28 protein-coding genes and 1 other RNA gene are annotated in these 26,938 nt (G+C 60.1%); 11 read left to right on the top strand and 18 right to left on the bottom strand.

Annotated features, from left to right (window positions below; genetic code table 11):
• Positions 1 to 27 precede the first annotated feature (27 nt).
• Genes AB4Z13_RS17590 through AB4Z13_RS17580 form a run of 3 tightly spaced genes read left to right on the top strand, consistent with a single transcriptional unit; the run spans position 28 to position 2,499 of the window.
• Entirely contained in the window at positions 28 to 504 is a 477-nt protein-coding gene (locus AB4Z13_RS17590; RefSeq protein ID WP_113320887.1) for a chemotaxis protein CheW, read from the top strand.
• 33 nt (positions 505 to 537) lie between these two features.
• Positions 538 to 1,392, top strand: a complete 855-nt coding sequence (locus AB4Z13_RS17585; RefSeq protein WP_113320886.1) for a CheR family methyltransferase — start codon at positions 538 to 540, stop codon at positions 1,390 to 1,392.
• Between the two features lie 9 nt (positions 1,393 to 1,401).
• Positions 1,402 to 2,499 carry a protein-glutamate methylesterase/protein-glutamine glutaminase gene (locus AB4Z13_RS17580; protein ID WP_310383529.1) on the top strand — a complete coding sequence of 366 codons (1,098 nt, stop codon included), beginning with the start codon at positions 1,402 to 1,404 and terminating at the stop codon, positions 2,497 to 2,499.
• A 59-nt stretch (positions 2,500 to 2,558) separates the two neighbouring features.
• Here AB4Z13_RS17580 and AB4Z13_RS17575 read toward each other — a convergent pair whose 3' ends face one another.
• Positions 2,559 to 3,299, bottom strand: a complete 741-nt coding sequence (locus tag AB4Z13_RS17575) for a 3-oxoacyl-ACP reductase family protein (protein WP_113320884.1) — start codon at positions 3,297 to 3,299, stop codon at positions 2,559 to 2,561.
• A 73-nt stretch (positions 3,300 to 3,372) separates the two neighbouring features.
• A complete protein-coding gene (locus AB4Z13_RS17570; protein ID WP_113320883.1) occupies positions 3,373 to 3,951 on the bottom strand; it encodes a TetR/AcrR family transcriptional regulator in 579 nt (192 codons plus the stop codon).
• Positions 3,952 to 4,163: 212 nt separating this feature from the next.
• Here AB4Z13_RS17570 and AB4Z13_RS17565 point away from each other — a divergent pair, with 212 nt between their 5' ends.
• The 3 genes from AB4Z13_RS17565 (at position 4,164) to AB4Z13_RS17555 (ending at position 7,209) form a co-directional block, all read left to right on the top strand.
• Entirely contained in the window at positions 4,164 to 4,964 is an 801-nt protein-coding gene (locus AB4Z13_RS17565) for an inositol monophosphatase family protein (RefSeq protein WP_113320882.1), read from the top strand.
• Positions 4,965 to 5,076: 112 nt separating this feature from the next.
• On the top strand, positions 5,077 to 6,177 hold the full coding sequence (locus tag AB4Z13_RS17560; RefSeq protein ID WP_113320881.1) for a MotA/TolQ/ExbB proton channel family protein: 1,101 nt from the start codon (positions 5,077 to 5,079) through the stop codon (positions 6,175 to 6,177).
• A gap of 3 nt (positions 6,178 to 6,180) precedes the next feature.
• The gene (locus AB4Z13_RS17555; RefSeq protein ID WP_113320880.1) at positions 6,181 to 7,209 is read left to right on the top strand and encodes a peptidoglycan -binding protein; all 1,029 of its coding nucleotides are present in this window, start codon (positions 6,181 to 6,183) and stop codon (positions 7,207 to 7,209) included.
• Here AB4Z13_RS17555 and AB4Z13_RS17550 read toward each other — a convergent pair.
• The 5 genes from AB4Z13_RS17550 to AB4Z13_RS17530 all read right to left on the bottom strand — a co-directional run bounded on the left by AB4Z13_RS17550 (position 7,190) and on the right by AB4Z13_RS17530 (position 12,296).
• Positions 7,190 to 8,440, bottom strand: coding sequence for a DUF6596 domain-containing protein (locus AB4Z13_RS17550; protein ID WP_113320879.1), 1,251 nt, complete (start codon positions 8,438 to 8,440; stop codon positions 7,190 to 7,192). The two genes, AB4Z13_RS17555 and AB4Z13_RS17550, sit on opposite strands and share 20 nt — an antisense overlap.
• Before the next feature lie 7 nt (positions 8,441 to 8,447).
• Positions 8,448 to 8,789: a YciI family protein gene (locus AB4Z13_RS17545; RefSeq protein WP_113320878.1), complete on the bottom strand. Its 342-nt coding sequence runs from the start codon at positions 8,787 to 8,789 to the stop codon at positions 8,448 to 8,450.
• Between the two features lie 232 nt (positions 8,790 to 9,021).
• Positions 9,022 to 9,210 carry a YegP family protein gene (locus tag AB4Z13_RS17540; protein WP_113320877.1) on the bottom strand — a complete coding sequence of 63 codons (189 nt, stop codon included), beginning with the start codon at positions 9,208 to 9,210 and terminating at the stop codon, positions 9,022 to 9,024.
• Positions 9,211 to 9,368: 158 nt separating this feature from the next.
• On the bottom strand, positions 9,369 to 10,358 hold the full coding sequence (locus AB4Z13_RS17535) for a tripartite tricarboxylate transporter substrate binding protein (RefSeq protein WP_113320876.1): 990 nt from the start codon (positions 10,356 to 10,358) through the stop codon (positions 9,369 to 9,371).
• A 135-nt stretch (positions 10,359 to 10,493) separates the two neighbouring features.
• Positions 10,494 to 12,296, bottom strand: a complete 1,803-nt coding sequence (locus AB4Z13_RS17530) for an ABC transporter transmembrane domain-containing protein (RefSeq protein WP_442206384.1) — start codon at positions 12,294 to 12,296, stop codon at positions 10,494 to 10,496.
• Positions 12,297 to 12,489: 193 nt separating this feature from the next.
• On the opposite strand from AB4Z13_RS17530, the gene rpmE reads away from it, so the two are divergent.
• The gene (gene rpmE, locus AB4Z13_RS17525) at positions 12,490 to 12,711 is read left to right on the top strand and encodes a 50S ribosomal protein L31 (protein WP_007826526.1); all 222 of its coding nucleotides are present in this window, start codon (positions 12,490 to 12,492) and stop codon (positions 12,709 to 12,711) included.
• A 135-nt stretch (positions 12,712 to 12,846) separates the two neighbouring features.
• Here rpmE and rcdA read toward each other — a convergent pair whose 3' ends face one another.
• The 3 genes from rcdA to AB4Z13_RS17510 all read right to left on the bottom strand — a co-directional run bounded on the left by rcdA (position 12,847) and on the right by AB4Z13_RS17510 (position 15,331).
• On the bottom strand, positions 12,847 to 13,362 hold the full coding sequence (gene rcdA, locus AB4Z13_RS17520) for a protease adaptor protein RcdA (RefSeq protein WP_037103737.1): 516 nt from the start codon (positions 13,360 to 13,362) through the stop codon (positions 12,847 to 12,849).
• A gap of 374 nt (positions 13,363 to 13,736) precedes the next feature.
• The gene (locus tag AB4Z13_RS17515; protein WP_037103740.1) at positions 13,737 to 13,928 is read right to left on the bottom strand and encodes a DUF1192 domain-containing protein; all 192 of its coding nucleotides are present in this window, start codon (positions 13,926 to 13,928) and stop codon (positions 13,737 to 13,739) included.
• A 122-nt stretch (positions 13,929 to 14,050) separates the two neighbouring features.
• Positions 14,051 to 15,331: an MFS transporter gene (locus tag AB4Z13_RS17510; protein WP_113320874.1), complete on the bottom strand. Its 1,281-nt coding sequence runs from the start codon at positions 15,329 to 15,331 to the stop codon at positions 14,051 to 14,053.
• A 175-nt stretch (positions 15,332 to 15,506) separates the two neighbouring features.
• On the opposite strand from AB4Z13_RS17510, the gene AB4Z13_RS17505 reads away from it, so the two are divergent.
• Complete coding sequence (locus tag AB4Z13_RS17505; protein WP_439016506.1) at positions 15,507 to 15,674, top strand: hypothetical protein; 168 nt, start codon at positions 15,507 to 15,509, stop codon at positions 15,672 to 15,674.
• Between the two features lie 7 nt (positions 15,675 to 15,681).
• Here AB4Z13_RS17505 and AB4Z13_RS17500 read toward each other — a convergent pair whose 3' ends face one another.
• The 7 genes from AB4Z13_RS17500 to tkt form a co-directional block, all read right to left on the bottom strand.
• On the bottom strand, positions 15,682 to 16,602 hold the full coding sequence (locus AB4Z13_RS17500; RefSeq protein ID WP_113320873.1) for a PhzF family phenazine biosynthesis protein: 921 nt from the start codon (positions 16,600 to 16,602) through the stop codon (positions 15,682 to 15,684).
• 161 nt (positions 16,603 to 16,763) lie between these two features.
• Entirely contained in the window at positions 16,764 to 17,789 is a 1,026-nt protein-coding gene (locus AB4Z13_RS17495) for a class I fructose-bisphosphate aldolase (protein WP_113320872.1), read from the bottom strand.
• A gap of 214 nt (positions 17,790 to 18,003) precedes the next feature.
• Entirely contained in the window at positions 18,004 to 19,206 is a 1,203-nt protein-coding gene (locus AB4Z13_RS17490; protein WP_037103765.1) for a phosphoglycerate kinase, read from the bottom strand.
• An 81-nt stretch (positions 19,207 to 19,287) separates the two neighbouring features.
• Positions 19,288 to 21,138: a potassium/proton antiporter gene (locus tag AB4Z13_RS17485; RefSeq protein ID WP_113320871.1), complete on the bottom strand. Its 1,851-nt coding sequence runs from the start codon at positions 21,136 to 21,138 to the stop codon at positions 19,288 to 19,290.
• A 268-nt stretch (positions 21,139 to 21,406) separates the two neighbouring features.
• Positions 21,407 to 21,922 (bottom strand): GNAT family N-acetyltransferase, encoded by a 516-nt coding sequence (locus AB4Z13_RS17480; protein WP_442206486.1) that lies wholly within the window; start codon positions 21,920 to 21,922, stop codon positions 21,407 to 21,409.
• Between the two features lie 91 nt (positions 21,923 to 22,013).
• The gene (gap, locus tag AB4Z13_RS17475) at positions 22,014 to 23,024 is read right to left on the bottom strand and encodes a type I glyceraldehyde-3-phosphate dehydrogenase (protein WP_113320869.1); all 1,011 of its coding nucleotides are present in this window, start codon (positions 23,022 to 23,024) and stop codon (positions 22,014 to 22,016) included.
• 82 nt (positions 23,025 to 23,106) lie between these two features.
• Entirely contained in the window at positions 23,107 to 25,080 is a 1,974-nt protein-coding gene (tkt, locus tag AB4Z13_RS17470) for a transketolase (protein WP_113320868.1), read from the bottom strand.
• A gap of 333 nt (positions 25,081 to 25,413) precedes the next feature.
• Between tkt and AB4Z13_RS17465 the strand changes: the two genes are divergently transcribed.
• The 3 genes from AB4Z13_RS17465 to ssrS all read left to right on the top strand — a co-directional run bounded on the left by AB4Z13_RS17465 (position 25,414) and on the right by ssrS (position 26,299).
• On the top strand, positions 25,414 to 25,689 hold the full coding sequence (locus AB4Z13_RS17465) for a DUF4164 domain-containing protein (protein ID WP_113320867.1): 276 nt from the start codon (positions 25,414 to 25,416) through the stop codon (positions 25,687 to 25,689).
• Between the two features lie 14 nt (positions 25,690 to 25,703).
• A complete protein-coding gene (locus AB4Z13_RS17460; RefSeq protein ID WP_112968838.1) occupies positions 25,704 to 26,081 on the top strand; it encodes a cell division protein ZapA in 378 nt (125 codons plus the stop codon).
• A 59-nt stretch (positions 26,082 to 26,140) separates the two neighbouring features.
• A non-coding RNA gene (ssrS, locus tag AB4Z13_RS17455) (6S RNA) lies at positions 26,141 to 26,299 on the top strand.
• Between the two features lie 60 nt (positions 26,300 to 26,359).
• Here the strand turns inward: ssrS and AB4Z13_RS17450 are convergent.
• Positions 26,360 to 26,917, bottom strand: coding sequence for a GrpB family protein (locus AB4Z13_RS17450; protein ID WP_113320866.1), 558 nt, complete (start codon positions 26,915 to 26,917; stop codon positions 26,360 to 26,362).
• Positions 26,918 to 26,938 lie beyond the last annotated feature (21 nt).

Here is a 26,938-nt window from a genome sequence, read left to right as displayed (position 1 = left end):
GCCCGAATCCAAGGAAAGCGGTTGATCATGGCAACAACATCTCTGGAAGCCCAATTCGTGACCTTCAGCCTCGGCGAGGAGATCTTCGCCGTTCCGGTGGAGGTGGTGCGCGAAATCCTCGACTATGCGGAAGCATTCAAGATTCCGAATGGTCCCGACTATCTGCTCGGCCTGCGCGACGTGCGCGGCCAGGGCGTTCCGACGATCGATCTGCGCCTGAAGCTCGGCATGTCGAAGACAGTGCCGACGCCGCACACGCGGGTGCTGGTTCTCGACGTTCCGATGGAAAATCGCCTTCTGACGCTCGGCCTCGTTGCCGACCGCGTTTTCGAAGTGACGCCCTTCCGTCGCGATCAGATCGAGTCTGCACCCGATATCGGCGTACGCTGGCGGTCGGATTATATTGCTGGTGTCGTGCGCCGCGAGAACGGCTTCGTCGTCATCGTCGACCTCGCCCGGCTTCTGTCGCGCGAGGATGCAACTGTCCTGCAATCGGCCGCCTGAGGCCCTCAAGACCTGTTCGGAGCGTCGCGTTTTATGAGTATGGCAGCGGTAGAAACCCAATTGCCGGGTGACAGGATCAGCAAGCGTAATTTCGACAAGCTGGCACGGTTCATCTATGACTATAGCGGCATCAAGATGCCGCCGACGAAGCTGACGATGCTGGAGGGCCGGCTGCGCCGGCGTTTGCGCGCCACGCGCCATGCGAGCTTCGACGACTATTGTGATTTCCTGTTCAACGAGGATGGTCTCGACCAGGAGACTGTCTACCTGATCGACGTCGTGACGACCAATAAGACCGACTTCTTCCGGGAAGCCAAACATTTCGAATATATGCAGATGGTCGCCCTACCGACGCTCGCCGACAGCGGCCTGCGGACGATCCGCACATGGAGTTCTGCCTGCTCGACGGGTGCAGAGCCCTATACGATGGCTATGGTGCTGGCCGAGTTCGTCGAGAACCGCAGCGATGTCTCCTACAATGTGCTGGCGACGGATCTCTCCACCGATGTGCTACAGACAGCGCGCAAGGGCATTTATGCGGAAGATCTGGTCGCTCCGGTGCCGCGTGATCTGCAGAAGAAATATGTCATGGTGGCCAAGCAGCAGGGCCGCCGCGAGGTTCGCATCTCGCCGAAGCTGCGCAGCCGTGTCGGCTTCGCCCGCATGAACCTGATGGATGAGAAATATCCTGTTGGCGACATGATGCACCTGATCTTTTGCCGCAACGTGCTGATCTACTTCGACAAGCAGACGCAGGCCGGAGTGCTCACCCGTCTCTGCAATTGCCTCGCGAAGGGCGGTTACATGTTTATCGGTCACTCGGAATCGATCACCGGCTTCGACCTTCCCTTGAAGCAGGTTTCGAATACGGTGTTCCAGCGCATCTGAGGGGATCCTATGGCCAAAAAAGTCCGCGTCCTCATCATCGACGATTCCGCCAGTGTCAGGCAGACGCTGGCTCGGGTTCTGGAAGAAGACCCGGAGATCGAAGTCATGGCCGTGGCTTCCGACCCGTTCATGGCGGCGCGCAAGATCCAGGAAGAGATCCCTGATGTCATCACGCTCGATGTGGAGATGCCGCGCATGGATGGGATCACCTTCCTGCGCAAGCTCATGTCGCAGCGGCCGATCCCGGTCGTCATGTGCTCCTCGCTGACAGAGGCGGGTTCGGAAACTCTGCTTCAGGCGCTTGAGGCGGGTGCCGTCGACGTCATCCTGAAATCCAAGATCGGTGCGGCGGATAGCCTGGCCGATGATGCCATGCGCATCCGTGAAGTGGTCAAGAGCGCCTCGCATGCGCGGCTTACCAATGTGCGCCGCGCTGCAGGCAGCATCCGTTCGGCTTCGGCGGAAGGGCCGGCCAAGAAGCTGACGGCCGATGCGATGTTGCCGCCGCCAACCGGCCGGGCAATGGCGAAGACGACGGAAATGGTCGTCTGCGTCGGCGCTTCGACGGGCGGAACGGAAGCCCTGCGCGAATTTCTGGAAGCGCTGCCGGCCAACGCGCCAGGCATGGTCATCGTTCAGCACATGCCGGAAAAATTCACAGCGGCTTTTGCCAAGCGCCTCAACGGTCTTTGCGAAGTCGAGGTCAAGGAAGCGGCCGACGGCGATCCGGTGTTGCGCGGTCATGTGCTGATTGCGCCCGGCGACAAGCATATGTTGCTGGAGCGTCAGGGGGCGCGTTATTACGTGTCCGTCAAGCCGGGGCCGCTGGTTTCCCGCCACCGTCCGTCCGTCGATGTGCTCTTCCGTTCCGCTGCCCGTTCGGCCGGCTCGAACGCGATGGGCATCATCATGACCGGAATGGGAGACGACGGTGCGCGCGGCATGCTGGAAATGCATCAGGCCGGTGCCTATACCGTCGCGCAGGATGAAGCGACCTCGGTTGTTTTCGGCATGCCGAAGGAAGCGATCGCCAAGGGCGGTGTCGACCGTATTCTGCCGCTCGACCAGATCGCCCGCGAAGTGCTGATCACACAGCAGAAATCCTGAGTTTCGGACATTAAGCAGTGGAACGGCGGCGTATCTGCGCCGCCGTTCCATTGTCTGCATCAGGCCAGATAACCGCCGTCGATCGTAAGGCTGGCGCCGGTGATGAAGGAGGCTTCGGGGCTGGCGAGATAGGCGGTGAAGCTAGCGATTTCCTTGTCCTCGCCGATGCGGCCGAGCGCCATCAACTGTTTCAGCATCTCATGGCTGGCTTCGTTCGAGTTCATGTCCGTTGCCGTCGGGCCTGGCTGAATAGTGTTGACCGTGATGCTGCGCGGGCCGAGATCGCGGGCAAGGCCGCGTGTCATGGCGGCCACTGCACCCTTTGTCATGGAATAGACCGAGGAGGTCGGGAAACCGCTCCGCTCGGCGACGATGCTGCCGATGGTGATGATGCGCCCGCCTGCTTTCATGTGGCGCGCGGCCGCTTGCGTACCGGCAAAGACGGCGCGGACATTGACCGCAAACATGCGGTCGAAGTCCTCGAGGGGGAAATTCTCTACTGAATTCAACATGAGAATTCCGGCGCTGTTGACGAGAATGTCGATGCCACCGAACGTCGAGACGGTCTCATCGACCGCATCCTGAACGGCCTTCGGATCAGCGCTGTCTGCCTTGATGGCCAGCGCGTTCGCACCCTTCGCCTCTATTTCGGCAACGATGGCCTTCGCCTTGTCGCCAGAGGCGGAATAGGTGAACGCAACGGCCGCGCCGTCGCTGCTGAGGCGGCGGACAATTGCGGCACCGATACCGCGCGAGCCACCGGTTACGAGGGCGATCTTGCCGGAGAGTGGTTGGGACATTGTGGGTTTCTTCCTTTTTTGGACTGTTTAGTCTGGAATTGGACACGCGAAATCGGGTTTGGACTTCCAGTTTTTACCGGAGGCTTCGAACGGCGAGGCGGGCTATCCCGCGAAGTGCTTCGGGGGGGGCGCCGTTGCGGGCGCTGACCTTCATGCCTGACAGGGTCGAGCCGAGGAACTGCACGGCATCGGTGGTATTGACATCATCCGCGACCTCGCCCCGCTTCTTGCCTTCCTCAAGGATTGTCTGCACGGCGGATGAAAGCAGGCGGGATGCCTTGTCTGTCAGATCAGAGACCGCACTGTCCGTGCGGCCGAACTCGCATACGGCGCTGACGCCAAGGCAGCCACGGCCGGCTTCGGTTTCCGGACGGGAGGCAAAGGCGATGAGCGTCTCTTCCAAAGCTTTCAACGGTGTCGTATCGCGGTGCAGATCGGCCACGAGTTGAGAGACGCTGTCGAGATTGTAGCGGTCGAGCGCTGCCAGATAGAGGCTGCGCTTGTCGCCGAAAGTATCGTACATGCTTTGCCGGCTGATCTTCATGGCCGAGAGCAGCGCATCCGTGGACGTGCCCTCGTAGCCGTGTTCGGTAAACACGGTGATGGCAGCCTTGAGTGCGGTGTCGCGATCGAATTCCTTATGCCTTGCCATGACGCCTCAATAAGGTTTCCAGACTGATCTGTCCAGAATAATTTAGGAACTATCCTTTCCTGCTGCAACCCTGCCATGCGGCATTCCCCTTGAAATTTCCCTGATTTTGTGGTCTTGAGGCCGCCAATCTATGCAGCGCTGTCGCTTCCGGCGTTCAGGGACATATCCCGCCCCTGACAGCGCGTCCCGTATTATCCAAGGAAAATGCCCACATGGCCCGTTCAGCTCTTCTCAATGTCATGGTTCAGGCTGCCATCAAGGCAGGCAAGTCGCTGGGGCGTGATTTCGGGGAAGTGCAGAACCTGCAGGTATCCGTGAAGGGACCGGGCGACTTCGTTTCGAATGCCGACCGCAAGGCCGAGAAGATCGTCAAGGAAGAGCTTCTCAAGGCTCGTCCGACCTATGGCTTCCTTGGCGAAGAGAGCGAAGAGATCAAGGGTACCGATGGTGCGCACCGCTGGATCGTCGATCCGCTCGATGGCACGACCAACTTCCTGCACGGTATCCCGGCCTTTGCCGTTTCCATTGCACTCGAGCGCAACAATGAGATCGTCGCAGGCGTGGTCTTCAATCCGGCGACGGACGAGCTTTACACTGCCGAGCGTGGCGGCGGCGCGTTCCTCAACGATCGCCGCCTGCGCGTCGCCTCGCGCCGGGTGCTTTCCGACAGCGTCATCGGCTGCGGCGTGCCGCATCTCGGCCGCGGCAATCACGGCAAGTTCCTGATCGAGCTGCGCCATGTCATGGGCGAAGTTGCCGGCATCCGCCGCATGGGGGCAGTCTCGCTTGATCTTGCCTATGTGGCCGCCGGTCGTTTCGACGGCTTCTGGGAAGTGGCGCTGTCGCCCTGGGACATGGCGGCCGGCATTCTGCTCATCCGCGAAGCGGGTGGTTATGCCACTGACTGGGACGGGGGGGCGTCAATTCTGGAGACCGGTGCGATCATTGCCGGCAACGAGCACATCCACAAAGCGCTCACGGAAGTCGTCAAGCGGCCGGTTCCGACCAAGTGACGATCTGGGCAACAGCCTGTTGTAAAGTCCGGCTTTTCGCCTGCGCATACTTCAATTCGGCACAATGTTGATCTAGTCTTCGGCTGTAATGAGTCCGGAGGCCGAGGAACCTATGGAAAATGTGAATGTGGCCGAGTTCGGCTCGACCGAGAAGACGGCCGGTGGCTACACTTACAAACTCTCCAGCCCCATGTCGTTCTTCTGGACGATGGTGTTGTTCCTCATCATCGTGGGCTTCATCGCGGCGATCCTGTTCCGGCAGACGCAGACTGCCTTCATGCATAATCCGGGCCTGAACGGTCTCATCGTCGGCGTTCTTGCCGTTGGAATCATTCTCGTTTTCAATCATGTCCTGTCGCTTCGCCCGGAAGTACGCTGGTTCAATTCTTTCCGTGCTGCTGGCAGTGCCGACAAGGTGAACCGCCATCCGCGGCTGCTTGCGCCGATGCGGGCGCTGATTGGAAATCGTAGCAGGTCCGGGGTTGCATTATCGACCACCGCGCTGCGCTCCATTCTGGATTCGATTGCCAACCGCCTCGACGAATCGCGTGACGTTTCCCGCTATCTTATCGGCCTTCTCGTCTTCCTCGGCCTGCTCGGCACCTTCTGGGGCCTTATCGGCACGATCGGCTCCATCAGCTCTGTCATCCAGTCGCTCGATGCCGGCTCGAATGGCACGGGCGATGTGCTTTCGACGCTGAAGGAAGGGCTTGCGATGCCGCTTTCCGGCATGGGCCAGGCTTTCTCGTCCTCGCTGCTCGGTCTTTCGGGCTCGCTGATCCTCGGGTTCCTCGATCTGCAGGCCGGACGTGCCCAGAACCGTTTCTATACGGAGCTGGAAAACTGGCTCTCCTCGGTTACCGATGTCGGCTCCGACATTCCGGTGCCGGCGCTGGATGGCGTTTCTGGTGGCTCATCGGAAGATATGAAGGCCCTGTCGGAATATCTGCGAAAGGTCGCCGAAGGGGACGGCGCGTCCAGCCAGCGGTCGGTCGCCGCCATGGCAAGCCTTGCCGAAGGCATTCAGGGTCTCGTCAAGAACATGCGCAACGAGCAGCAGATGCTGCGCGACTGGATCGAGGTCCAGCAGGACGAGGCAAAGGCGATGCGCCGCACGCTCGATCGTCTGGCTGAACGCATCGGTGTGCAAGACCGCGGCAGCGACAGAGCGCGCGAACGGTCCGGCCAGGTCGAAAAGAGCGAGGGCAAGTAAGCCATGCCTCTTGGCCGCAACCGCCGCCAACGCGCGGTGGACTACTGGCCGGGCTTCGTCGATGCTCTATCGACGCTGCTCATCGCCATCATGTTCATCCTCACGGTTTTCGTTGTCGGCCAGTTCATTCTCAGCCGCGAAATCAGCGGTCGTGACGAGGTGCTGACGCGTCTGAACGGTCAGATCAACGAGCTCACGCAGTTGCTGGCGCTCGAGAAGGGCAGCAATCAGGATCTTCAGGATTCCGTCGCCAATCTGCAGGCGTCGCTTGCGAGTGCCGAGGGCGAGCGTACGCGGTTGCAGGCGCTTCTCAGCGCCGGTACCGGCGGCCAGAATGCGGCAAAGCAGCAGATCGGAACGCTGACGCAGCAGCTCGATGAGCAGAAGCAGGTCAGCGACCGCGCCCTCAGCCAGGTCGAGCTCCTCAACCAGCAGATCGCGGCGTTGCGCAGCCAGATCGCTGCTGTCGAGGCAGCACTTCAGGCTTCCGAGGAGAAGGATCAGACTTCGCAGACGAAAATCGCCGACCTCGGCCGCCGCCTGAACGTGGCGCTGGCTGCGCGTGTGCAGGAACTCAATCGCTACCGCTCGGACTTCTTCGGCCGCTTGCGCGAAATCCTGTCCGATCGCGAGAACATTCGCGTCGTCGGCGACCGTTTCGTCTTTCAGTCGGAAGTGCTGTTCCCGTCTGGCGGAGCCGACCTCAATCCGGATGGCCAAACGGAAATGGCAAAGCTTGCCGCCGCCTTGCTCGACCTTGCCAAGGAAATTCCGCCTGAGATCAACTGGGTGCTGCGTGTTGACGGGCATACGGACAATGTCGCGCTGTCGGGCTCAGGCCGCTACCGCGACAACTGGGAGCTTTCATCCGCCCGCGCGATTTCGGTCGTGAAGTTTCTGATCGCGCAGGGTGTGCCCGCAGACCGGCTCGTTGCGGCAGGTTTTGGCGAATTCCAGCCGATCGCACCCGGCGATACGCCGGAAGCGCGCGCCACCAACCGCCGTATCGAGCTCAAGCTGACCGAGAAATAACGGCCTGAAGTTTGCTGGTGAGGAAGGTGCGGACGGCGGGACTGTCGCTGAGGCCGATCGCTATCCTGTAGGCTTCTGCCGCGGCATCGCTTTCGCCAAGGTCTGCCAGCAGATGCGCCCGCACCGCCCAGTAAGGCTGGTAGCTGGCGATGCCCGGTTGTTCCAACCCGTCCAGCAGGGCGATGGCTGGGGCCGCGCCGTCGACCCTGCCAATGACGGCGGCATGGCTGACCTTTGAACCGAGTGTCGGTTTCATCGCGATGAGCGCTCGGTAGAGGGTGACGAGCGCCTTCCAATCCGTCGCGCCCGTCCGGCGGCGCGTGGTGTGGACGGACTGGATCGCCGCCTGGCACTGGAACGGACCGAAGCGGTCGAAAGTGCCCGCCTTGCGCAGCAACACGTCGGCTTCGGCCATCATGATTTCGTTCCAGAGACCGGTATCCTGCTCCTCAAGCGGTATGTAGGCGCCCTCGCCATCACGTCGCGCGTGTCTTCTCGCCTCGCAATAAAGCATCAGTGAGAGCAGCCCGATGACCTCCGGCTCCTCGGGCAGAATGGTCATGAGGGCGCGGCCAAGCCAGATCGCCTCATCGGTTAAGCCCGTGCGACTGTCTCCTTCACCATCGAGACCGTCCCAGCCGAGCCCGTAGGCGGCATAGATTGCCGAGAGCACGCCTGCCAGCCGTTCCGTCAGAACCTGCCGCTCGGGAATGGCGAAGGGAATGCCGGCGTCGCGGATCTTGACCTTGGCGCGTACTAGGCGCTGGCTCATGGTATCCGGCAAGACGACGAAGGCCTGTGCGATTGTCTTCGCATCAATGCCGAGTACGGTCTGAAGCATCAGCGGCGTATGAATGGACCGGTCAATTGCCGGGTGCGTGCAGGCAAAAAGCAGCTTCAGCCGTTCATCGGAAAAGTCGGCGTTTCGTGCATCGTTCATACGCTCCTCGGCTTCCTCGACGGCCAGCGCAATCGTTTCGCTGGCATTGTCGCGGACAGTTCGATGGCGGGCCGCCTGTATGAGGTTGCGGCGGGCTGCAGTCAGCAGCCAGCCTTCGGGATTGTCGGGAATGCCACGCTCGGGCCAGACCCGCAACGCGGCCGCCAGCGCATCAGACAGGGCGTCCTCCGCCGCCGGAACATCGCGAGAGCGGGCGGCAAGGAAGGCGATGAGCTTGCCGTAGGATTGCCGTGCCACCTTCTCGGCGGCACGGCCCACATCTGATGTCACAACGGCCTCACGCGACCTGCAGCCGGGGCCGTATTTCCACCGAGCCCTGTTCGGAGACGGGAACGCGCGTGGCCCATTCGAGCGCCGTATCGAGATCGGGCACGTCGATCACGTAGAAACCGCCGAGCGATTCCTTACCTTCTGGGTAGGGTCCATCCTGTACATCATGGTTCTCGCCCTTGCGACGCACGATCGTGCCTGTCTCAGGCGGGGTCAGGCCGGCACCAGCGGTCAAGATCCCGGCTTGCACCAGTGCCTTGGTATAGGCCGTCCAGCCGTCGCGGTAGGCAGGGTCGCTGCGGCGGACGAAGTCTTCTGCGGATTCACGGATGATAAGTGCGTATTGCATCGGAAACTCCTGATCCTCTAGGGGCGTTTGACCGGGCAGACAGCATCTAAAGCCGAATTCGCCCATGCTGCAATGCTCCGGTGGCGCGGCCTCAAGCCGTTCCGAAACAATGAGGTCTCAGTCGTCCTCATTTCGACATTGCGGTCGAAAAAAATCGATCAGATGGAAATGCGTGCGAAAAATACGCTGAGCGGAAAGTGCTGGAGGCGACTAATGCCGCCTCCGCTTCCAGTCAGGCTTCCGCCTTTGTCTGATCCACTACCTCAGCGCCAGGCGAATTCTTCTTGATGGATTCGATGGCGTTCATTGCGGATGCCTTCGCCTTGTAGCCTTCGGACGAGAACATGGTCTCGCCGTTCGACGCCTTGAAGCGGAAGCGGAATTCACCGGCCTTATCCTTGTAAACTTCAAATCTGTACATGGATCCCTCCTGGTAAGCTGAAATCATGCATCAGCCTTCCGAAAGCTAGCCCAGAATTGCGAGCTTTTCCACTACCTTAATTAGAATTCAATTGCATGATGTCCAATTGCCGCCGGTTGGATCGGGCGCGGGAGAAGGGGCTAACGGCACGCTGGTGCTCATTCCATCTGGATATGGGCGCCGTCCACGACCGGTTTCCATTTCGCAAGCTCGGCCTTCACGTGGGCGCCGAGTTCTTCCGGCGTGGAGCCGACGATCGTTGCGCTGAATTCCTTCATCCGCTCGGCAACGGCCGGATCGGTCAGCGCCTTCTTGGCGGAGGCGTTGAGGCGGGTGATCACATCGGCCGGCGTATTGGCCGGTGCAAAGAGCGCATTCCACGTATAGGTCTCGTATCCCGGGATACCGGATTCCGCGATGGTCGGAATATCAGGGAAGGATGACGCGCGTTCGGCGGTCGTTACGGCGAGTGCCCGCAGCGTGCCGGCCTTGATGTGGCTAGACGACGAGGGCAGGTTGTCGAACATGATCGGCACCTGATTGCCGATGACGTCGTTCAGTGCCGGTCCAGCGCCCTTGTAGGGAATATGCTGCATATTCACGCCCGCCATGCTTTTAAAAAGTTCGCCGGAAAGATGCAGCGGCGTGCCGTTGCCGGATGAGGCGTAACTGTATTTGTCCGGATCGGCCTTCAGCAGCGCGATCAATTCCTGCACGTTCTTTGCGGGCAGTTCCGGATTGACGACCAGCACATTCGGAACGACCACGAGCAACGAGATCGGCGCGAAATCCTTCTCGGCATCATAAGGCGTCGATTTCAGGATCAGCGGATTGAGCGCGTGGGTGGCGACAGTGCCCATCAGGATCGTATAGCCGTCCGGCGCAGCACGCGCGACGTTGTCAGCGCCGAGATTGCCGCCGGCTCCCGCAACATTCTGCACGATGACCTGCTGGCCGAGATCTTCGGACATTTTCTGCGCGACGATACGTGCGACGACATCGGTCGAGCCTCCGGCCGCGAAAGGCACGATCATGGTTATGGATCGGTCAGGAAAGCTCTGAGCCGATGCGGCCGTGCCTGTGGCGGCTGCGAGCAGGCCAAGGCCGAGCGCCAGGCTCATGCGACGGGTAATATCAGAAAGCGCCATTCGAATCTCCTCCCACAGATTTCAACAGCAAGGGCCCTACCTCGGGCATAGGGAGGTTAGGGCAGGTTGCCGCAAAGGCAACCGCGTCCGGGGAGCTATGCGATCAGACTTTAGTCGCGATGACGTATGAGGCAGCTATTTGGCGGCTGCCAGCACATCCTCGTTGGCTGCATCGAATTGCAGGCTGGCGAGCTTTGCATAGATGCCGCCGTGCCGGATCAGGCTCTGATGTGTGCCTTCCTCGACGACACGGCCCTGATCCATGACGAGAATGCGGTCGGCCTTGAGAACAGTGGCGAGACGGTGGGCGATGACAATCGTAGTGCGGCCATGCATAAGCCCGTCAAGCGCCCTCTGCACAAGCGTTTCGCTCTCAGCGTCAAGGGCCGAGGTCGCTTCGTCCAGAAGCAGGATAGGTGTGTTCTTCAGGATCGCGCGGGCGATGGCGATGCGCTGGCGCTGGCCACCGGACAGCGTGATGCCGCGTTCGCCGACCTGTGTATCGTAGCCTTTGTCCAGCCGATTAATGAACTCATCGGCCTGGGCCGCGATCGCAGCGGTGCGTACCTGCTCGCGCGTGGCGCCTTGAACACCGAAAGCGATGTTGTCGTGGATCGAGGCGACGAAGATGGTGACATCCTGCGGTACGATAGCAATGCGCTGTCGCAAGGCGTCCGGATCTGCCTGGCGGGCGTCGATACCGTCGATCTTCACGCTACCCTGTTGCGGATCGTAGAAGCGCAGCAGCAGCGAGAAGACCGTGCTCTTGCCGGCGCCGGATGCACCGACGATTGCCACCGTTTCTCCTGGCAGCACCGTGAAATCCAGTCCGTGCAGGGCCGATTTGCCTGGACGAGACGGATAGGCGAAGTGCACGCCGTCGAATTCCACGCGGCCCTGGGCAGGCGAGGGCAGTGGCTGCGGATTTGCGGGGGCGGTGATCGGCGAGACTTCGTCGAGAAGCTCAGTCAGGCGGTCAGCTGCACCTGCTGCCTGCGAAAGCTCGCCCCAGACTTCCGAGAGCGCACCGAGCGAGCCGGCTGCGATGACCGCATAGAGCAAAAACTGCCCGAGCGTGCCGGCCGAAAGCGTGCCGGCGAGGACACTATGGGCGCCAAACCAGAGAACGGCGACCACGCTGCCGAAGATCAGGGTAATGGCGATGCCTGTCAGCAGGGCGCGGGAGGAGACGGCGGAACGTGCGGCCTGATAGGCGGATTCGACAGCCGAGCCGTAACGGTCCGCTGCGGCGGTTTCGGCGTTGAAGGCCTGCACGGTGCGGGTTGCAGCGATCGTCTCATTAGCGAAGGCGGAGGCCTCTGCCAGCATATCCTGTGCCGCGCGGGAGCGCTTGCGCACCGATCGTCCGCCGGCGACCAGCGGAAAGACGATGATCGGGATTGCGACGATGACGAGGCTCGAGAGCTTCGGCGAGGTGATGATCATCATACCGAGCGCACCGATACAGAGGATCAGGTTGCGGAGCGCCACGGAAGCCGTGGCGCCGACGGCGGATTTGATTTGCGTGGTGTCGGCCGTCAGCCGCGAGACGATCTCGCCCGACTGGTTGACGTCGAAGAACGAGGGTGAGAGCCGTGTGACATGCGCAAAGACGTCACGGCGCAGATCCGCAACGATGCGTTCGCCGATGGTAATGACGAAATAATAGCGAAGAGCGCTGGCGACGGCGAGCACGATGGCCATGATCATCAGTATGGCAAAGTAGCTGTTGATGAAGGTACCATCGGCCTGGGTGAAGCCGTGGTCGATCATGCGGCGCACGGCAAGCGGTATAGCAAGCGATGTGACGGCGGCGAGCGCCAGCGAAACCAGAGCGCCCGCGACTAGGCCGCGATAACGCGCCACATAAGGTGTCAACCTGCCGAGCGGCCTTAGCGAACGCGACTTCTTTTCCCCAAGCTCTGCCTGCTCTGCCAAATCGTCTCCGATCGCCCTCAAAGACCGCGTATTGCGGCTCCTTGGCCCTTGTTATCCCGGCGCCCTTCATGTATAGGCACCGCATCCTAATGGGAAGCCGTAGCCTTCACGACTGCGGCTTCATTTATTCAATCGGTTCTTTCCCCGCAACTGTCTGCGGCAAATTGAACCCCGGCATCGCAGGAAGATTGTCATGAAGGAAGGCATCCATCCCGACTACCACGTCATCAAGGTAGTCATGACCGATGGCACCGAGTACGAAACCCGCTCGACCTGGGGTTCGGAAGGCGCTGTCATGAACCTCGAAATCGACTCCAAGTCGCACCCGGCCTGGACCGGCGGTAACCAGCAGCTGATGGACCGCGGCGGTCGTGTTTCGAAGTTCAACAAGCGTTTCGGCGGCCTCGGCCTCTAATTCGCTTCCGCTTGGCGGAATATTCAAAAGCCCGGCCTTGTGCCGGGCTTTTTGTTTTCCGGGCCTATACCGGTGAGCAAACAAAAAACCGGCCGCGTTGCCGCGGCCGGCTTCATGAAATTCTATGATGCAAGATCAGTTGTTGCCGAAGGCCGTCTGCAGCAGGGAAAGCTGAGCCTGGACGCTGTTCTGGTTATCAGGAACGATCGCAGCTTCTGTCGGGCGATAGATTTCGCGGTCGAGCAAGGCGATGCGGTTCTGCAGGCGGAGCGAGCGCTCTACGAGATCGCGGAAGGATTCCGGCAGGTCACCCCAGCCCGGAGCGTTGCGGTCGACATTAAAGCCGTCGAGCCGAACCTTATTCTTCTCTGCCAGAACCTGATCGCGGGACATTTCGCCATTGTTGACGGCGCGCTGCAGGAGCAGCCAGGAAGCCATCTGCATGAGACGGGTGGTCAGGCGCATCGATTCAGCCGCGTAAAGGACCGAGGCCATGCGCGGCAGCACCTTAGCGGCTGCGCGGCCCTGGCCGTCGAGGTAGGATGCGGTTTCTTCGACCAGCGACATGCCCTCTGCATACAGCGTCTTGAACTGCGAGGATGCGGCAGCGCGGCCCGCAAAACTGATTGTATTCAATCCAAGTTCCGACATCGAAAGAATCCCTGTTGCACGCATCTACTATCAGGTAACGCCGGTTTCCGCGGAAAAGTTTCCCAGGCCGGTCTTTATGATTTCAAGATGGTATCTTTAGCCTAATTGCGCAAGCCGTTTCTTAAGAAAAGGTTAATCTCCACAGTTTCGTGGAAAGGTCTAAGGCAGCGCAAAAAAGAAGAGCCGCAAAAGCGGCTCTCAAGGTAAAACAGGGAGAAAAATCAGACCAATTCACCGCTTGGAAAACTGTCTGAGGTTCAGAAGGATCTGAACAGCTTGAGTAATATCTTATAAAGCTTAATTTTTTATTAATGTCGTTCCAATTTAAGACTTAACGAAAGTAATTTCGAAGCAATAGTTGCTCGTTCACAGTCTTATGATCGGAAAAGGCTTTCGGCGGCTAATCTGCCGGAAGCCTTCTTGGTCGCCTCGGCTTCGAGCCGCGCGATCTCGGCTTTCAAGAGTTCCACGCGCGCCTTCAGCTCGTCCACCGAAAGCAGGGAGAGATCGGAGCCGATCTCGTGTGCAGTCTTCTTCTGAGGCCTGTCGTCATCCATCAAGCTCATTGTCGCTCCTCCTTTAAACCGTGTCGCGATCTTTCAGATTCGCCTCCACGCTTTAAGTCTCCGTTTCCGGCATGTCGTTATCGCAAAACCGCTGCACAGTTTGCGCAACATGCGTCAGTTCGTCAGCCGAACTTTACAGCAGGATCGCCGGTTTCGGGAGACTTGTTGGAGCCGCGATCGGCAAGCGACATGCTTTGCGGCGTGAGCGTAGGAGATGTTGCTGTCGGGATCGTCGTGTAGGCATCGCGGTCGCTTGCCGGAATGGCTGCGCGAATACGGCTCCTGACGATGGCATAGCCGGTGATCAGAAGATGGGCGAGCGCCGTCACCAGGAAGAGCGCATGCGGGCTGATGATCGACATGACCGGACCGCCGATCGTCGGACCGATGACGGTGCCGATGCCGTAAAGAAGCAGCAGGCCGCCCGAGACCTTTACGAAATCCTCCGATGCGGCAAAGTCGTTCGCATGGGCGACGGCGATCGGATAGAGCGTATTGGCGACGGCGCCGTAGAGGATGACGAGGCCGATCAGGAAGACAGGGGACGAGGGGTGCAGCACGAAGATCAGGAGGCCGGCGAGCGCTGCGATGGCTGACATGGCCGCCAGCACATAACGGCGGTCGATGCGGTCGGAGAGGCGCCCAGCCGGAAGCTGCATGATGGCACCGGCAAAGATGGTGGCACTCATCATCACCGCAATCGAGGTGTCGGAGAGGCCGGCACCCGCGCCGAAGACGGCGCCGAGTGTACCGTAGGCACCGTTGGCGATGCCGACGAGCAGGATGCCAAGGCAGGAGACGGGCGAATTGCGATAGAGCGCAGGCAGATCGAGTTTCACCGCTTTCAGTGGCTGCGGCGAAGCGGCGGTCGAGAGCGTCGTCGGCAGCATGGCGATGCAGTAAAAGATGCCGCAGATCATGAAGAGCACTGGTGTGCGCACGTCTTCCAGCGGGATCATCAACTGGCCGCCCACGACGCCAAGAAGGGTGATGCCGATATAGAGCGAGAAGATCGCACCGCGGCTTTCATTGTTCGCCCGCTCGTTCAGCCAGCTTTCGATGATCATCGAGGTGCCAGCGGTTGAGAAGCCGGTGACAGCGCGCAGGATGACCCACCAGACCGGGTCGATAATGATGCCGCTGACCAGCGCGATGATGGCGATAATGGCAATGAAGCCGGAGAAGGCGCGTACATGGCCGACGCGGCGCACCATCTTCGGGGCGACAAGGCAGCCGATGACGAAGCCCGCCGCCCAGGAGGTGCCGAGCAGGCCCAGTGTGGTCGTTGCATAACCTTCGAGATTTCCGCGTACGGGAAGCAGAATGCCCTGCAGTCCGTTGCCCATGAAAAGGAAGAGCGTGCCAAAGAGCAGCGCAGCGACGGACAGCAGATTTCTTGTCATATCCCCAGACTCGGCGTGTTCGCTTTGAAAAAGGACATAAGGCGAGACCTGTATCTGCCCAGTCCATAAGAATGTTGATTGTGTCCCGGAATGCCTTTACGGCGAGTAGATATTCTCTGTTCGCGTGAAAAAATGTCCGTCCTGTGACATTCTGATAGATGGAAAAAATAAAGCCATGACAAAGCTGATAGCTTTGCTACTCATCCTTGCCATGGCAATCCAGATCATCAAGCCGCTCGGCTATCCGGGGCTGCGCCGCCGGATGGATTTCTGGAGAATCGCGCTGATTGCTTTTGCTATCTGGGCGGTGGCGCTGCTGGTGCGCGATTTCCTGGTGCAATAGGACTGGTTCAGTCCCGCAGGATGATCTCGCCTTTCATGACCGGCACGCAGGTTCCCGAGATCGTCACGTCGGTGACTGTGCCGGCCTTCTTGACCACATCAAGTTCGATGATGCTGCGCCGGCCCATTTCCACGCCCTGTTCGATGGTCACGTGCCGGCTGATGTCCGCCTCCGGCAGGAGTGAGACGAGATAGGCGGAAAGGGCTGCCGAAGCGCTGCCGGTCGCCGGATCTTCGATGACGTTGTCCAGCGGCGCGAACATGCGGGCGCGGATCTTCCATGGCGTAGCGGCGGGACGAACGTAGAGAAACAGGGAGAAATCATGGCTGCCGGTTACAGACCTGGCCGCAGCCTGGAAGCCGTTGATATTAGGGCTTGCCGCGGCCAGAGCCTCGAGGCTTTCGAGTTCGGCAACGGCAAATTTCAGGCCGACTGAGACGAAAACCGGGACATGCGTGTCCTTGCGGATCGACGCCGGGTCGATGGAGATGCAGCCGGCAATGACCGCATCGGGTATCGTGTCTTCTACTTCAAGCGGTCGTGGAGCGCGGATCGTCGCTGCGGTGACACGACCTTCGCTGCGCTGCAGAGCGACCTCGACGAGGCCGGCCTTCTCCTCGAGCCGCAACGTATCGCCGATGGGGCGGCCGAAGATTTCGCTCTGCTGGCCGAGTACATAGGCAGTGCCGACATTGGGATGACCGGCAAAGGGTATCTCCATCGTCGGCGTGAAGATGCGCACCCTTGCCGTGTTTTGAGGGTTTTCCGGAGGAAGCACGAAGGTGACTTCTGAATAGCCGAATTCGGCGGCGATCTTCTGCATTGCCGCGTCGCTGATGCCCCCGGCGTCGCTCATGACCGCGAGCGGATTGCCCTCGAAGCGGGTGGAGGTGAAGACGTCGACGGTGATGTAGGGCAGGCTGTTCATGGCGGCTCCAATGGTTAAGGCGCCATGATTAGCGAGGCCAGCGATTGCGGCGAAGGATTATCTTGTCGCCATGACAAATCGCCTTCGCGACGGGCAAGCGCAAATAAAACGGGCGGCGAAGATGTTCGCCGTCCGTCTCATTTTCTCAAATATCAAAAGGCTCATGCAGCCTTTTCGAGTTCGGCCTTCCAGTTGCCCTTGGCGGCGAGACTGTTCATTTCGGCGCGATGAGAGAATTCGCGCTGGCCGGCGGCGACGTTTTCCTGCTTGCCGTTCCAGGCCTTGAGCGCGCTGTCCTGCAGGGCGCGGCCGTAGGAGAAGGTGACAAACCAGGGCAGCTCATAACCGGAGTTGATTGCGGAGAGATGGGCGGTGGCCTCTTCCGTGGTCTGGCCGCCGGAGAGGAAGGCAATGCCCGGAACCGATGACGGGACCGTGCGCTTCAGGACTTGGACGGTACGCTCCGCAACTTCGGCGACGGAGGCCTTGCGGGCATTCTTGCCGTCGATGACCATGTTCGGCTTCAGGATCATGCCCTCGAGGCTGACACGGGCGTCGGCCAGTTCCTCGAACACGATGCGCAGCGTGGCCTCAGTCACTTCGGCGCAGCGGTCGATATTGTGGTCGCCCGGCTTGCCGTCCATTAGGCATTCCGGCTCGACAATCGGTACGATCTTGGCTTCCTGGCAAAGCGCCGCATAGCGAGCCAGCGCCTGGGCGTTGGCGCGGACGGACCCGCGGCTCGGCAGGGTCTGGGAGATGGCGATGACGCCACGCCACTTGGCGAAGCGGGCGCCGGCCTCATAATATTTGGCGAGGCGGTCTGCGAGGCCGTCGAGGCCTTCGGTGACGGTTTCACCCGGGTATTTTGCCATCGGCTTGGCGCCGATATCGACCTTAATGCCTGGAATGCTATCGACGGTCCTGATGATGTCGACGAAGGGCGTGCCGTCGGCCGCCTTCTGGAAAAGGGTTTCCTCATAGAGAATGACGCCGGAGATGTACTTCTTCATCGCTTCGTCGGAGCGGAAGAGCATCTCGCGATAATCGCGCCGGCTGGTTTCCGTCGATTCAAGATTGATCGCGTCGAAACGCTTCTTGATGGTAGCGGTCGATTCATCGGCTGCAAGCAGGCCCCGGCCACCAGCAACCATCTTAACTGCAATGTCTTCCAGTCGTTCGCTCATCTCGTTCTCTCCACAATGAAACCCGGTAGAATTTGATAATATAGAACCCGGATAACAGAAGTTTATAGGGAGAAAAAAGGGAGTGCTAAGTCATTGAAACGATTGAAATGATTTCAATCGTTTGAAAGTTCGGGAATTTTTTCTCTTCTTGGGCAAAAGACCGCGGAAGCGTTTGCTCCGCGGTCTATCCTGCTGGAATATCTGCCGAATCGGCTTATCGGTTAGCGGAGAGAACGGCCACACCCGGCAACTCCTTGCCTTCCATCCATTCAAGGAAGGCGCCGCCTGCGGTCGAAACATAGCTAAACTCTTCGGCAACGCCGGCATGGTTCAGCGCCGAGACCGTATCACCACCGCCTGCGACTGACGTGAGCTTGCCGGCTTTGGTGCGCTCGGCGGCATATTTCGCGGCGGCGACGGTCGCTGCGTCGAAGGGCTCGATTTCAAAGGCGCCGAGCGGACCGTTCCAGACGAGTGTAGTGGCGCGTTCGATCCAAGCCTTGACGGCATCGACCGACTTCGGGCCGACATCGAGGACCATGGCATCATCAGGAATGGCTTCGATGGAGACGATCTCATTGGCGGCACCTGCCTTGAACTCACGGGCGACGACACCGTCTTCCGGCAGAACGATGGCGCAGCCGGCAGTGGCGGCTTCGATCATGATCTGCTTGGCGGTATCGGCGAGATCATGCTCGCAAAGCGACTTGCCGACATCGGTGCCGCGGGCGGCGATGAAGGTGTTGGCCATGCCGCCGCCGATGACGAGCGCGTCGACCTTCTTCACGAGATTCATCAAAAGGTCGATCTTGGAGGAGACCTTGGCACCGCCGACGATTGCGACGACCGGACGGACCGGGTTGCCGAGGCCCTTTTCCAGTGCCTCAAGTTCGGCCTGCATGGTGCGCCCCGCATAAGCCGGTAAATGATGGGCAAGACCTTCGGTGGAGGAGTGGGCGCGGTGCGCGGCCGAGAAGGCGTCGTTCACATAGATATCGCCGTTTGCGGCGAGCGCCTTGGTGAAATCAGGATCGTTCTTTTCCTCGCCCTTGTGGAAGCGGGTGTTTTCAAGGAGCAGGATATCGCCATTGTTCATCTTCGCGACGGCGGAAGCGGCTGCCTCGCCGATGCAGTCGGATGCTGTCAACACGGCATGGTCAAGCACCTGCTCGACGGAGGGGGCAACCAGCGAAAGCGAGAATTCTGCCGAGGGGCCATCCTTCGGGCGGCCGAAATGGGCGAGCAGGATGACCTTGGCGCCCTTTTTCGACAGTTCAAGGATCGTCGGCGCGACGCGCTCGATGCGGGTCGTGTCCGTAACCTTGCCATCCTTGACCGGGACGTTGAGGTCGACGCGGACGAGAACGCGCTTGCCGGCGATATCGTTGAGGTCGTCGAGGGTCTTGAAAGCTGCCATGGGAGGATCCGTTCGTGGTTGGCGTAAATTGCGCCGACCATAGCAAGGATCGGGGGAGACGCAAGGCAGTCGGCGGCCGTTTTAGCGCGGGCTTTCGTCACGTCCGGCAGCGCTTTCCGCAGCCGTTGCCTCATGCTTTTTGCGGCCCTTCATACGCTCGCGGGTGCGCTGGATAATCTCGTGCAGATTGATGAAGATCGGCAGCGTAATGGCAGGCTCCACTGCCTCCAACGACATGCCGACGGAGGTGATGTGATCCTGGTCGTCGAGATCACGGACGATGAGGATGAGTGAGCCGAGACGGACGCGATCGGCATAGTCCGCCTTGCCGCCGAGGCGCTGTTTCATCAGTTCGGCGATCGTCAGACCCTTCTCGGATTCATTGAGAAGGCCTGGACCATAGGCAGCATCGAGATCGGCGGCGGGACGGGCCGGCGACAGCGCGAAGGCGCCGAAGAATTCCGCGTCGTCCTCATCAACAGGTGCGCGGCTGGCGAAGAGCCGGTCGAGCAGGCGCGAATAGCTGGGTGCGATGAAAAGGTAGACGAGATCGTTTTCCCTGAGGCGGCCGGCATATTGATAACGCATCGACTTGCCGTCTCGGATCACGAGCGAGGGTGCTGCCCAGCGCGGGATGCGCTCGCCGCGAAGAACCGGGCTGTCCTTGACGACGCGATAGGAAAGCAGCTCGTGATTGGCGGCGCCCGGCAGGTCGACCTCAACCTTGTCGACCGCGCCGATACGCGGCGGGATGATGAGGCCGAGGCGCTTGGCAACCGGTTTGATCGTCCAGCCCTGTACGAGTAGCGAGACGAGCACGATGATGAAGGCGGTGTTGAAATAGATCTGGCTATGCTGCAGCCCGCCGAGGATCGGCATGATGGCAAGCAGGATGGATACGGCGCCGCGCAGGCCGACCCAGGCGACGAAGCCGATTTCCTGCTGCGTATAATCGAAAGGCAGCAGAGACAGCCAGACGGCAAGCGGCCGGGCGACGAAGATCAGGAACAATGCCAGCAGGATCGCCGGCACGATGATGACAGGAAACTGTGAGGGCGTCGCCAGCAGGCCGAGCACGAGGAACATGATGATCTGGGCAAGCCAGGTCATGCCGTCCTGAAAGCGTCTGATTGTACCGATCGCCTGCATCTTGCGGTTTCCGGCATAGATGCCGGCGACATAGACCGCAAGGAAGCCGCTACCGCCGACCGCACCGGTGAAGGAGAAGACGAGCAGAGCGAGCGCCAGCACGAAGATCGGTGTCAGGCCGCGATCCGTTTCCAGCCGGCCAGCGATCAGCACGATCATCATGCCGCCGAGCAGGCCGAGGATGACACCAAGGCCCATCTGCTGGACGAACATGGCAAGCATGCCGATGTTGATACCGGCGTAGCGTTCGCCGCTCGCGAGAACCTCGACCAGTGCAATGGTCAGGAAAATCGCCATCGGGTCGTTGGTGCCGGATTCAACTTCCAGCGTGGAACGCACCTTGTCTCTGATATTGATGCCGCCGATGCGCAACAGGAAGAAGACGGCGGCGGCATCGGTGGAGGCAACGATCGAGCCGAGCAGCATGCCTTCCAGCCAGGTGAAGTTGAGCAGCCAGCGGGCGGCGAAGGCGAAGAGTGCTGCGGTCAGAAGCACGCCGATTGAGGCCAGCGTCAGCGACGGCACTGCGGCGATGCGGAAGGCCTGCATCGGCGTGCCGAAGCCGGAATCGAAGAGGATGATCGCAAGGGCGATCGAGCCCAGAACATAGGCCAGATAGTTATTGCTGAATTCGATGCCGAGACCATCGACACCGGCGGCAAGCCCGATCATCAGGAACAGCAGAAGGAGGGGGGCGCCGAAGCGGAAGGCGAGAAGGCTCGAAAAGGCAGCAAGAAGCACAAGCGCTGTCGCAACGAGCACCACTATGTAAAACGCTTCCATGCCCTACCCCTTTCGCCTCATCACGCCATCCCGAAGCCGCCCCCGGCCTGTCCCTTGCCCCTCCGCGCCCAGTGCGATCTTTTAGTAAACGGCAAAATACAACAGAAGGGTAGGCCTTGCGGCTTAACCTCTACTGCATCGCTGCATCATGCTGCTGGACAGCCCTTGGGGTGAGGACCAGTGAAGAATGCTACGGGAAAAAGTCTGTATAAAGAATGTAGAAGCAATTCAGGCGAGAGGAGGGCGGATAGGCCGAGTGAGGGACTTTTTATTGAGCTGACCGCCAGAGGCCGCTTTTATCTTTGCTCACCTGATATTGCTTCTGAATTCGATCCACCGGAGTACCGTCGTTCAGCGGCACTTTCTCCAGCATATTGTAGGTGCGAAAGCCCATCTTCTCGTAATAGGTCAACCCGCCAGTATTATCGGCGCGGATGGTTGCACGAATGACTTCGATATTGCGCTCTTCGGCGGCAGAAAGCGTTGTCGCAAACAACGCGGTGCCAACGCCCGGTATCTTCGGGTTCAGGCGCGCGAAGGTTCCGATATCGGCCCAACCCTTGGGCAGGTCGCCGTAACTGCTGAGGAACTGGAAGCCGGCAAGCCTGGCTTCCGCCTGCGCCACATGGCATGCGAGGGGGAATTCTCCTGCTATGAACCAGTCGGCCAGCAGTTCGGGCGAAAAGGGATCTTCGAGGGCGGTCGTGCCGCCGGCTTTGATGATCTCATTGATAAGTTCGCTTAGCTCCTCCGCGTCATCAACTGTCGCCTCGCGAATAGTCAGTTGCGCCATGCTCCTCCAGCCTCCGATCGATCACCCGAAATGAAAACGGCCCGGTTTCCCGAGCCGTTTCCTGATTTCTCTGCCGTCAAGCTTAGATGAGCTTGGCGAAGGCGACAGCCGTGTCGGACATGCGGCTGGAGAAGCCCCACTCGTTGTCGTACCAGGACAGGACGCGCACGAAGTTGCCTTCCATGACCTTCGTCTGATCGGTTGCGAAGATCGAGGAGTGGCTGTCGTGGTTGAAGTCGCGGGAAACGAGCGGCTCATCGGTGTAGCCGAGGATGCCCTTCAGCTTGCCATTTGCGGCAGCCTTGATCGCTTCGTTGATTTCGCCGACGGAGGTGGCCTTCTTGGCAACGAACTTGAAGTCGACGACCGAAACGTTCGGGGTCGGAACGCGGATCGAGGTGCCGTCGAGCTTGCCCTTGAGGTGCGGCAGCACGAGGCCAACGGCCTTTGCAGCGCCCGTTGAGGTCGGGATCATCGAGAGGGCAGCAGCGCGGGCGCGATACAGATCCTTGTGCATCGTGTCGAGCGTCGGCTGGTCGCCGGTGTAGGAATGGATGGTCGTCATGAAGCCGTGGTCGATGCCGACGGCGTCATCGAGAACCTTCACGACCGGCACGAGGCAGTTCGTGGTGCAGGAAGCGTTGGAGATGACCAGATGCTCCTTGGTGAGCTGGTCATGGTTGACGCCGAAGACGACCGTGAGGTCAGCACCATCGGCAGGAGCCGAAACGATGACGCGCTTGGCGCCAGCCGTCAGGTGAGCGGCAGCCTTGTCGCGGGCGGTGAAGATGCCCGTGCATTCCATCGCGATATCGACGCCCAATTCCCCATGGGGAAGGGTAGCCGGGTCCTTAATGGCGGTAACCTTGATCGGCTTGCCGTTGCCGACGGTGATCGTGTCGCCTTCGACCGTCACGGTCGCCGGGAAGCGGCCATGGATGGAGTCGTAACGGAGCAGGTGGGCGTTGGTCTCGACCGGGCCGAGGTCGTTGATGGCGACGACTTCGATATCGGTGCGGCCAGATTCGACGATGGCGCGAAGAACGTTGCGGCCGATACGTCCGAAACCGTTGATGGCAACCTTGACTGTCATGTGCATTCACTCCCTAGAGGTGGGGCTTGCTGATACTAGATGAGGAAGTGCCCGAAGGCACCCCCCGTTAATGCTTGGGCCGTTAAAGCTTGGCTTCCGCAGCGGCGACGACGGCGTCAGCCGTGATGCCGAAGTGCTCGAAAACCTTCTTGGCCGGACCGGATGCGCCGAAGCCCTTCATGCCGATGAACGAGCCTTCCGGACCGATAAAGGCATCCCAGCCCTCGCGAACGGCAGCTTCGACGGCGATCTTGACCGGCGAGTTGCCGATGACTTCCTTGCGGTAGGCATCCGGCTGCTCGAAGAAGAGTTCGGTGCAGGGAACGGATACGACGCGGGTGCTGATACCCTTGCCTTCCAGCGTTGCGCGGGCGGCAACGGCGAGTTCCACTTCGGACCCCGAAGCGAAGATCGTGACCTTGGCGTCGGCATTGCCGGCGAGCGTATAAGCGCCGAGTTCGCAGAGGTTCTTCTCATTATACTCGGTGCGGACCGTCGTCAGGTTCTGGCGGGTAAGGGCCAGACCGGACGGACGATTCTTCGTCTTCATGGCAATCTGCCAGCATTCAGCCGTTTCGACGGCATCAGCCGGACGGAAGACCATCAGGTTCGGAACGGCGCGCAGGCTGGCAATCTGTTCGACCGGCTGATGGGTCGGGCCGTCTTCGCCGACGCCGATCGAGTCATGCGTCAGCACGTGGATGACACGAATGCCCATGAGAGCGGCGAGGCGGATCGGCGGGCGGCAATAATCCGAGAAGATCATGAAGCCGCCGCCGTACGGAATAAGACCACCGTGCAACGAGATGCCGTTCATGGCAGATGCCATGCCGTGCTCGCGAATGCCCCAGTGCATGTAGCGTCCGGCAAAATCCGTCGGCGTGATCGAATGCATCTGGCTGGTCTTGGTATTGTTCGACGGAGTGAGGTCGGCAGAGCCGCCAAGCGTTTCCGGCACGAAGCCGTTGATGACTTCAAGCGCATCTTCGGATGCCTTGCGGGAGGCGATCGTCGGCTTGGTCTCGGCGAGCTTCTTCTTGTAGTCGTCGATGGCCTTGTCGAAGCCCTCCGGCAGGTCGCCGGCAAAACGACGGGTGAACTCGGCCTTAGACGGCGACTTGGAAAGCGTCTCTTCCCATGCCTTGACGATATTGTCGGAGCGGGTGCCGGCAGCGCGCCATGCGTCGAGGATGTCGGAGGGAACGACGAAGGGCTCGTAGTCCCAATTCAGCGCCTTGCGGGTGGCAGCGATTTCGTCGGCGCCGAGCGGGTTGCCGTGCACCTTGTGAGTGCCCTGTTTGTTCGGAGCGCCAAAGCCGATGACCGTCTTGCAGGCGATGAAGGTCGGGCGGTCGGACTTGTGAGCGGCTTCGATCGCATCGGCGATGGCGGCCTGGTCGTGACCGTCGATCTCGATCGTGTTCCAGTGAACGGCCTTGAAGCGGGCAACCTGGTCGGTCGAGTCCGACAGCGATACGGCGCCGTCGATGGTGATCGAGTTGTTGTCCCAGAAGAGGATCAGCTTATTGAGCTTCAAGTGGCCGGCAAGCGCGATCGCCTCATGGCTGATGCCTTCCATCAGGCAGCCATCGCCATTGATGACGTAGGTATAGTGGTCCTGCAGGTCCGGACCGAATTCCTCGCGCAGCTTGCGTTCGGCGATCGCCATGCCGACGGCATTGGCAATGCCCTGGCCGAGCGGGCCAGTGGTCGTTTCGATGCCGGTGGCATGACCATATTCCGGATGGCCGGCGGTCTTGGAGCCGAGCTGACGGAACTGCTTCAGGTCCTCGACCGACATGTCCGGATAGCCGGTCAAATAGAGCAGCGAGTAGAGCAGCATCGAGCCGTGGCCGGCAGAGAGAACAAAGCGGTCGCGGTTCGGCCAGTGCGGCTTCTGGGGATCGAAGCGGAGATATTTGGTGAAGAGGACCGTTGCCACATCCGCCATACCCATCGGCATGCCCGGGTGGCCGGAATTCGCCTTTTCGACGGCGTCCATGGAGAGGAAACGGATCGCATTCGCCATCCGGTCGTTTTGTTCGCGTGAGGTCATGGCTTTTCCGCTAGTTCCGGGTTTGAGGATGGCCTCGAGCCTGCCAAGACCATCAATGAGAGCGGTCGAGACATAGCAGTTGGAACGGCCAAGTCAACAAAATGGAAGCCGTTTGGCGGCCGGGTGCGACGATTTTTGACATTTGACCGTCAAGTTTTACAAAAGACAAATCTTGTGTGACGGGCTTGTGTAAATCGCTCATCCACAGAATAGGGCAGGGGGTAGCCGAGGGGCTTTATTGACGCGCTCCAACCTAGCTGCATATCCTCTTGAAAATACAGGGTCGGTCGAACCGGCCGATTCGCGGGTCTTGTGCGGGGAACCGGAAAAGACATGACGCCTAACGGCAAAACCATCGAAGCTGCGCTTATGGAGCTGAAACAGGCAATCTCGGGCCTCGAGAATGCCGTGGACATGCGCATCGAGCGCCAGCGCGAGCAGGGCGAGATCGAGGGCGAGGTTCGCCGCGTGCATGCCGATCGCTCGCGTCTTGCCCAGGAGCTGGACCAGGCCGAATTCCGTGCGAACCGGCTGGAAGAGGTCAATCGCGAGGTTTCGCGGCGTCTGGTGACGGCGATGGAAACGATCCGCGCGGTTCTTGACCGCTAAGAGGACATGAGAACATGGCGCAGGTAACGGTAACGATCGACGGCAAGGCCTATCGCATGGCCTGCGAAGAGGGGCAGGAAGATCATCTGACTGACCTCGCGGTTCGTTTCGACCGTTATGTCGGCCATCTCAAGGGGCAGTTCGGCGAGATCGGTGATCTCAGGATTACCGTCATGGCCGGAATCATGGTCATGGACGAGATCTCGGAGCTGACGCGACGTGTTGCCGGGCTGGAATCCGAGCTGGAGACGCTTCGCAGCAATCGGGACACGGTAATTGCCGCCACCGCTCGCACCGAAGAAGGTATTGCAGTGGCGCTTTCGGAAGTCACGAGCCGTATTCAAGGCATTACCGACAAGCTGAACGGCCGTACGCCAGCCGAGCTTAATTAATTTGGGAGAGCAGTGCCGACCCACTGGTGCGGTGCTGCAAATGTCCCTATATTCGCTCACGCGGTCTGTGCTTCTCGACAGGAACAATGAATCCTCGGGGCCATACCCGATCCTTAGGGAGCTGTCCCTGTCCGGGCTCGTGGGTCTGGACATACGGCGCCCACCTACTTTCGTAGGCGCCCAGGATCGATAGTTTCCACCGGTTGTGTGGATCGCGCTCTTCTCTTTTCGGTGGCTTCTTCCTGAGCCGCACCGATATCTTCCGACAAGTCCAGTTTTTAATCGCCTGGTGGTTCGCTCCAGCCGATGAGCTTCGCCCAGTCGTAGGCGCCTTCCACGATGATATCGAAGACCGGATCCTTGATGTCGTAATAGGCATCGACATTGTCGGGGAAATAGCCTGCGAGGCGTTGCTTGATCAGTCCATAGGCGGCAGCGGCCGTCGGATGGGCGCGCAGGAAATCCCGGCAGAGAAGCGGATAACGCTGGTTGAAGCGGCCTTTTTCACGGATATGGATATTCGCAAGCCGGCCCGTGCTTTTGAAGAACAGCTTTCGCAACTCGCCTTCCGCCAAATCGAGACCCGGCGGACAGTGGTCAGTCGCGAACGCGCGACGTTTGAAACCTTCCCTCTCGAATGAGGCATCATCGACCAGATCAAGAGCATCGACGCTCACCTGAATGTCGATGATGTCCTTGGCCGGAAGGCCCGGTACAGCGGTAGAACCGATATGATGGATCGCTGCACCTGATGGTGCCGCGCGTAGGAGAGCCTGCTTCAGGCTTTTGAAGTCGTCGACCCAGCTTTGTCGTGGGGGAAGAATTTCTATCGGCATGGAGCGCTCGCTATCGTTGCC

Source organism: Rhizobium sp. YAF28 (assembly GCF_052113285.1).
Classification (GTDB): domain Bacteria; phylum Pseudomonadota; class Alphaproteobacteria; order Rhizobiales; family Rhizobiaceae; genus Rhizobium.
This window is presented reverse-complemented; position numbering and strand designations above follow the sequence as displayed.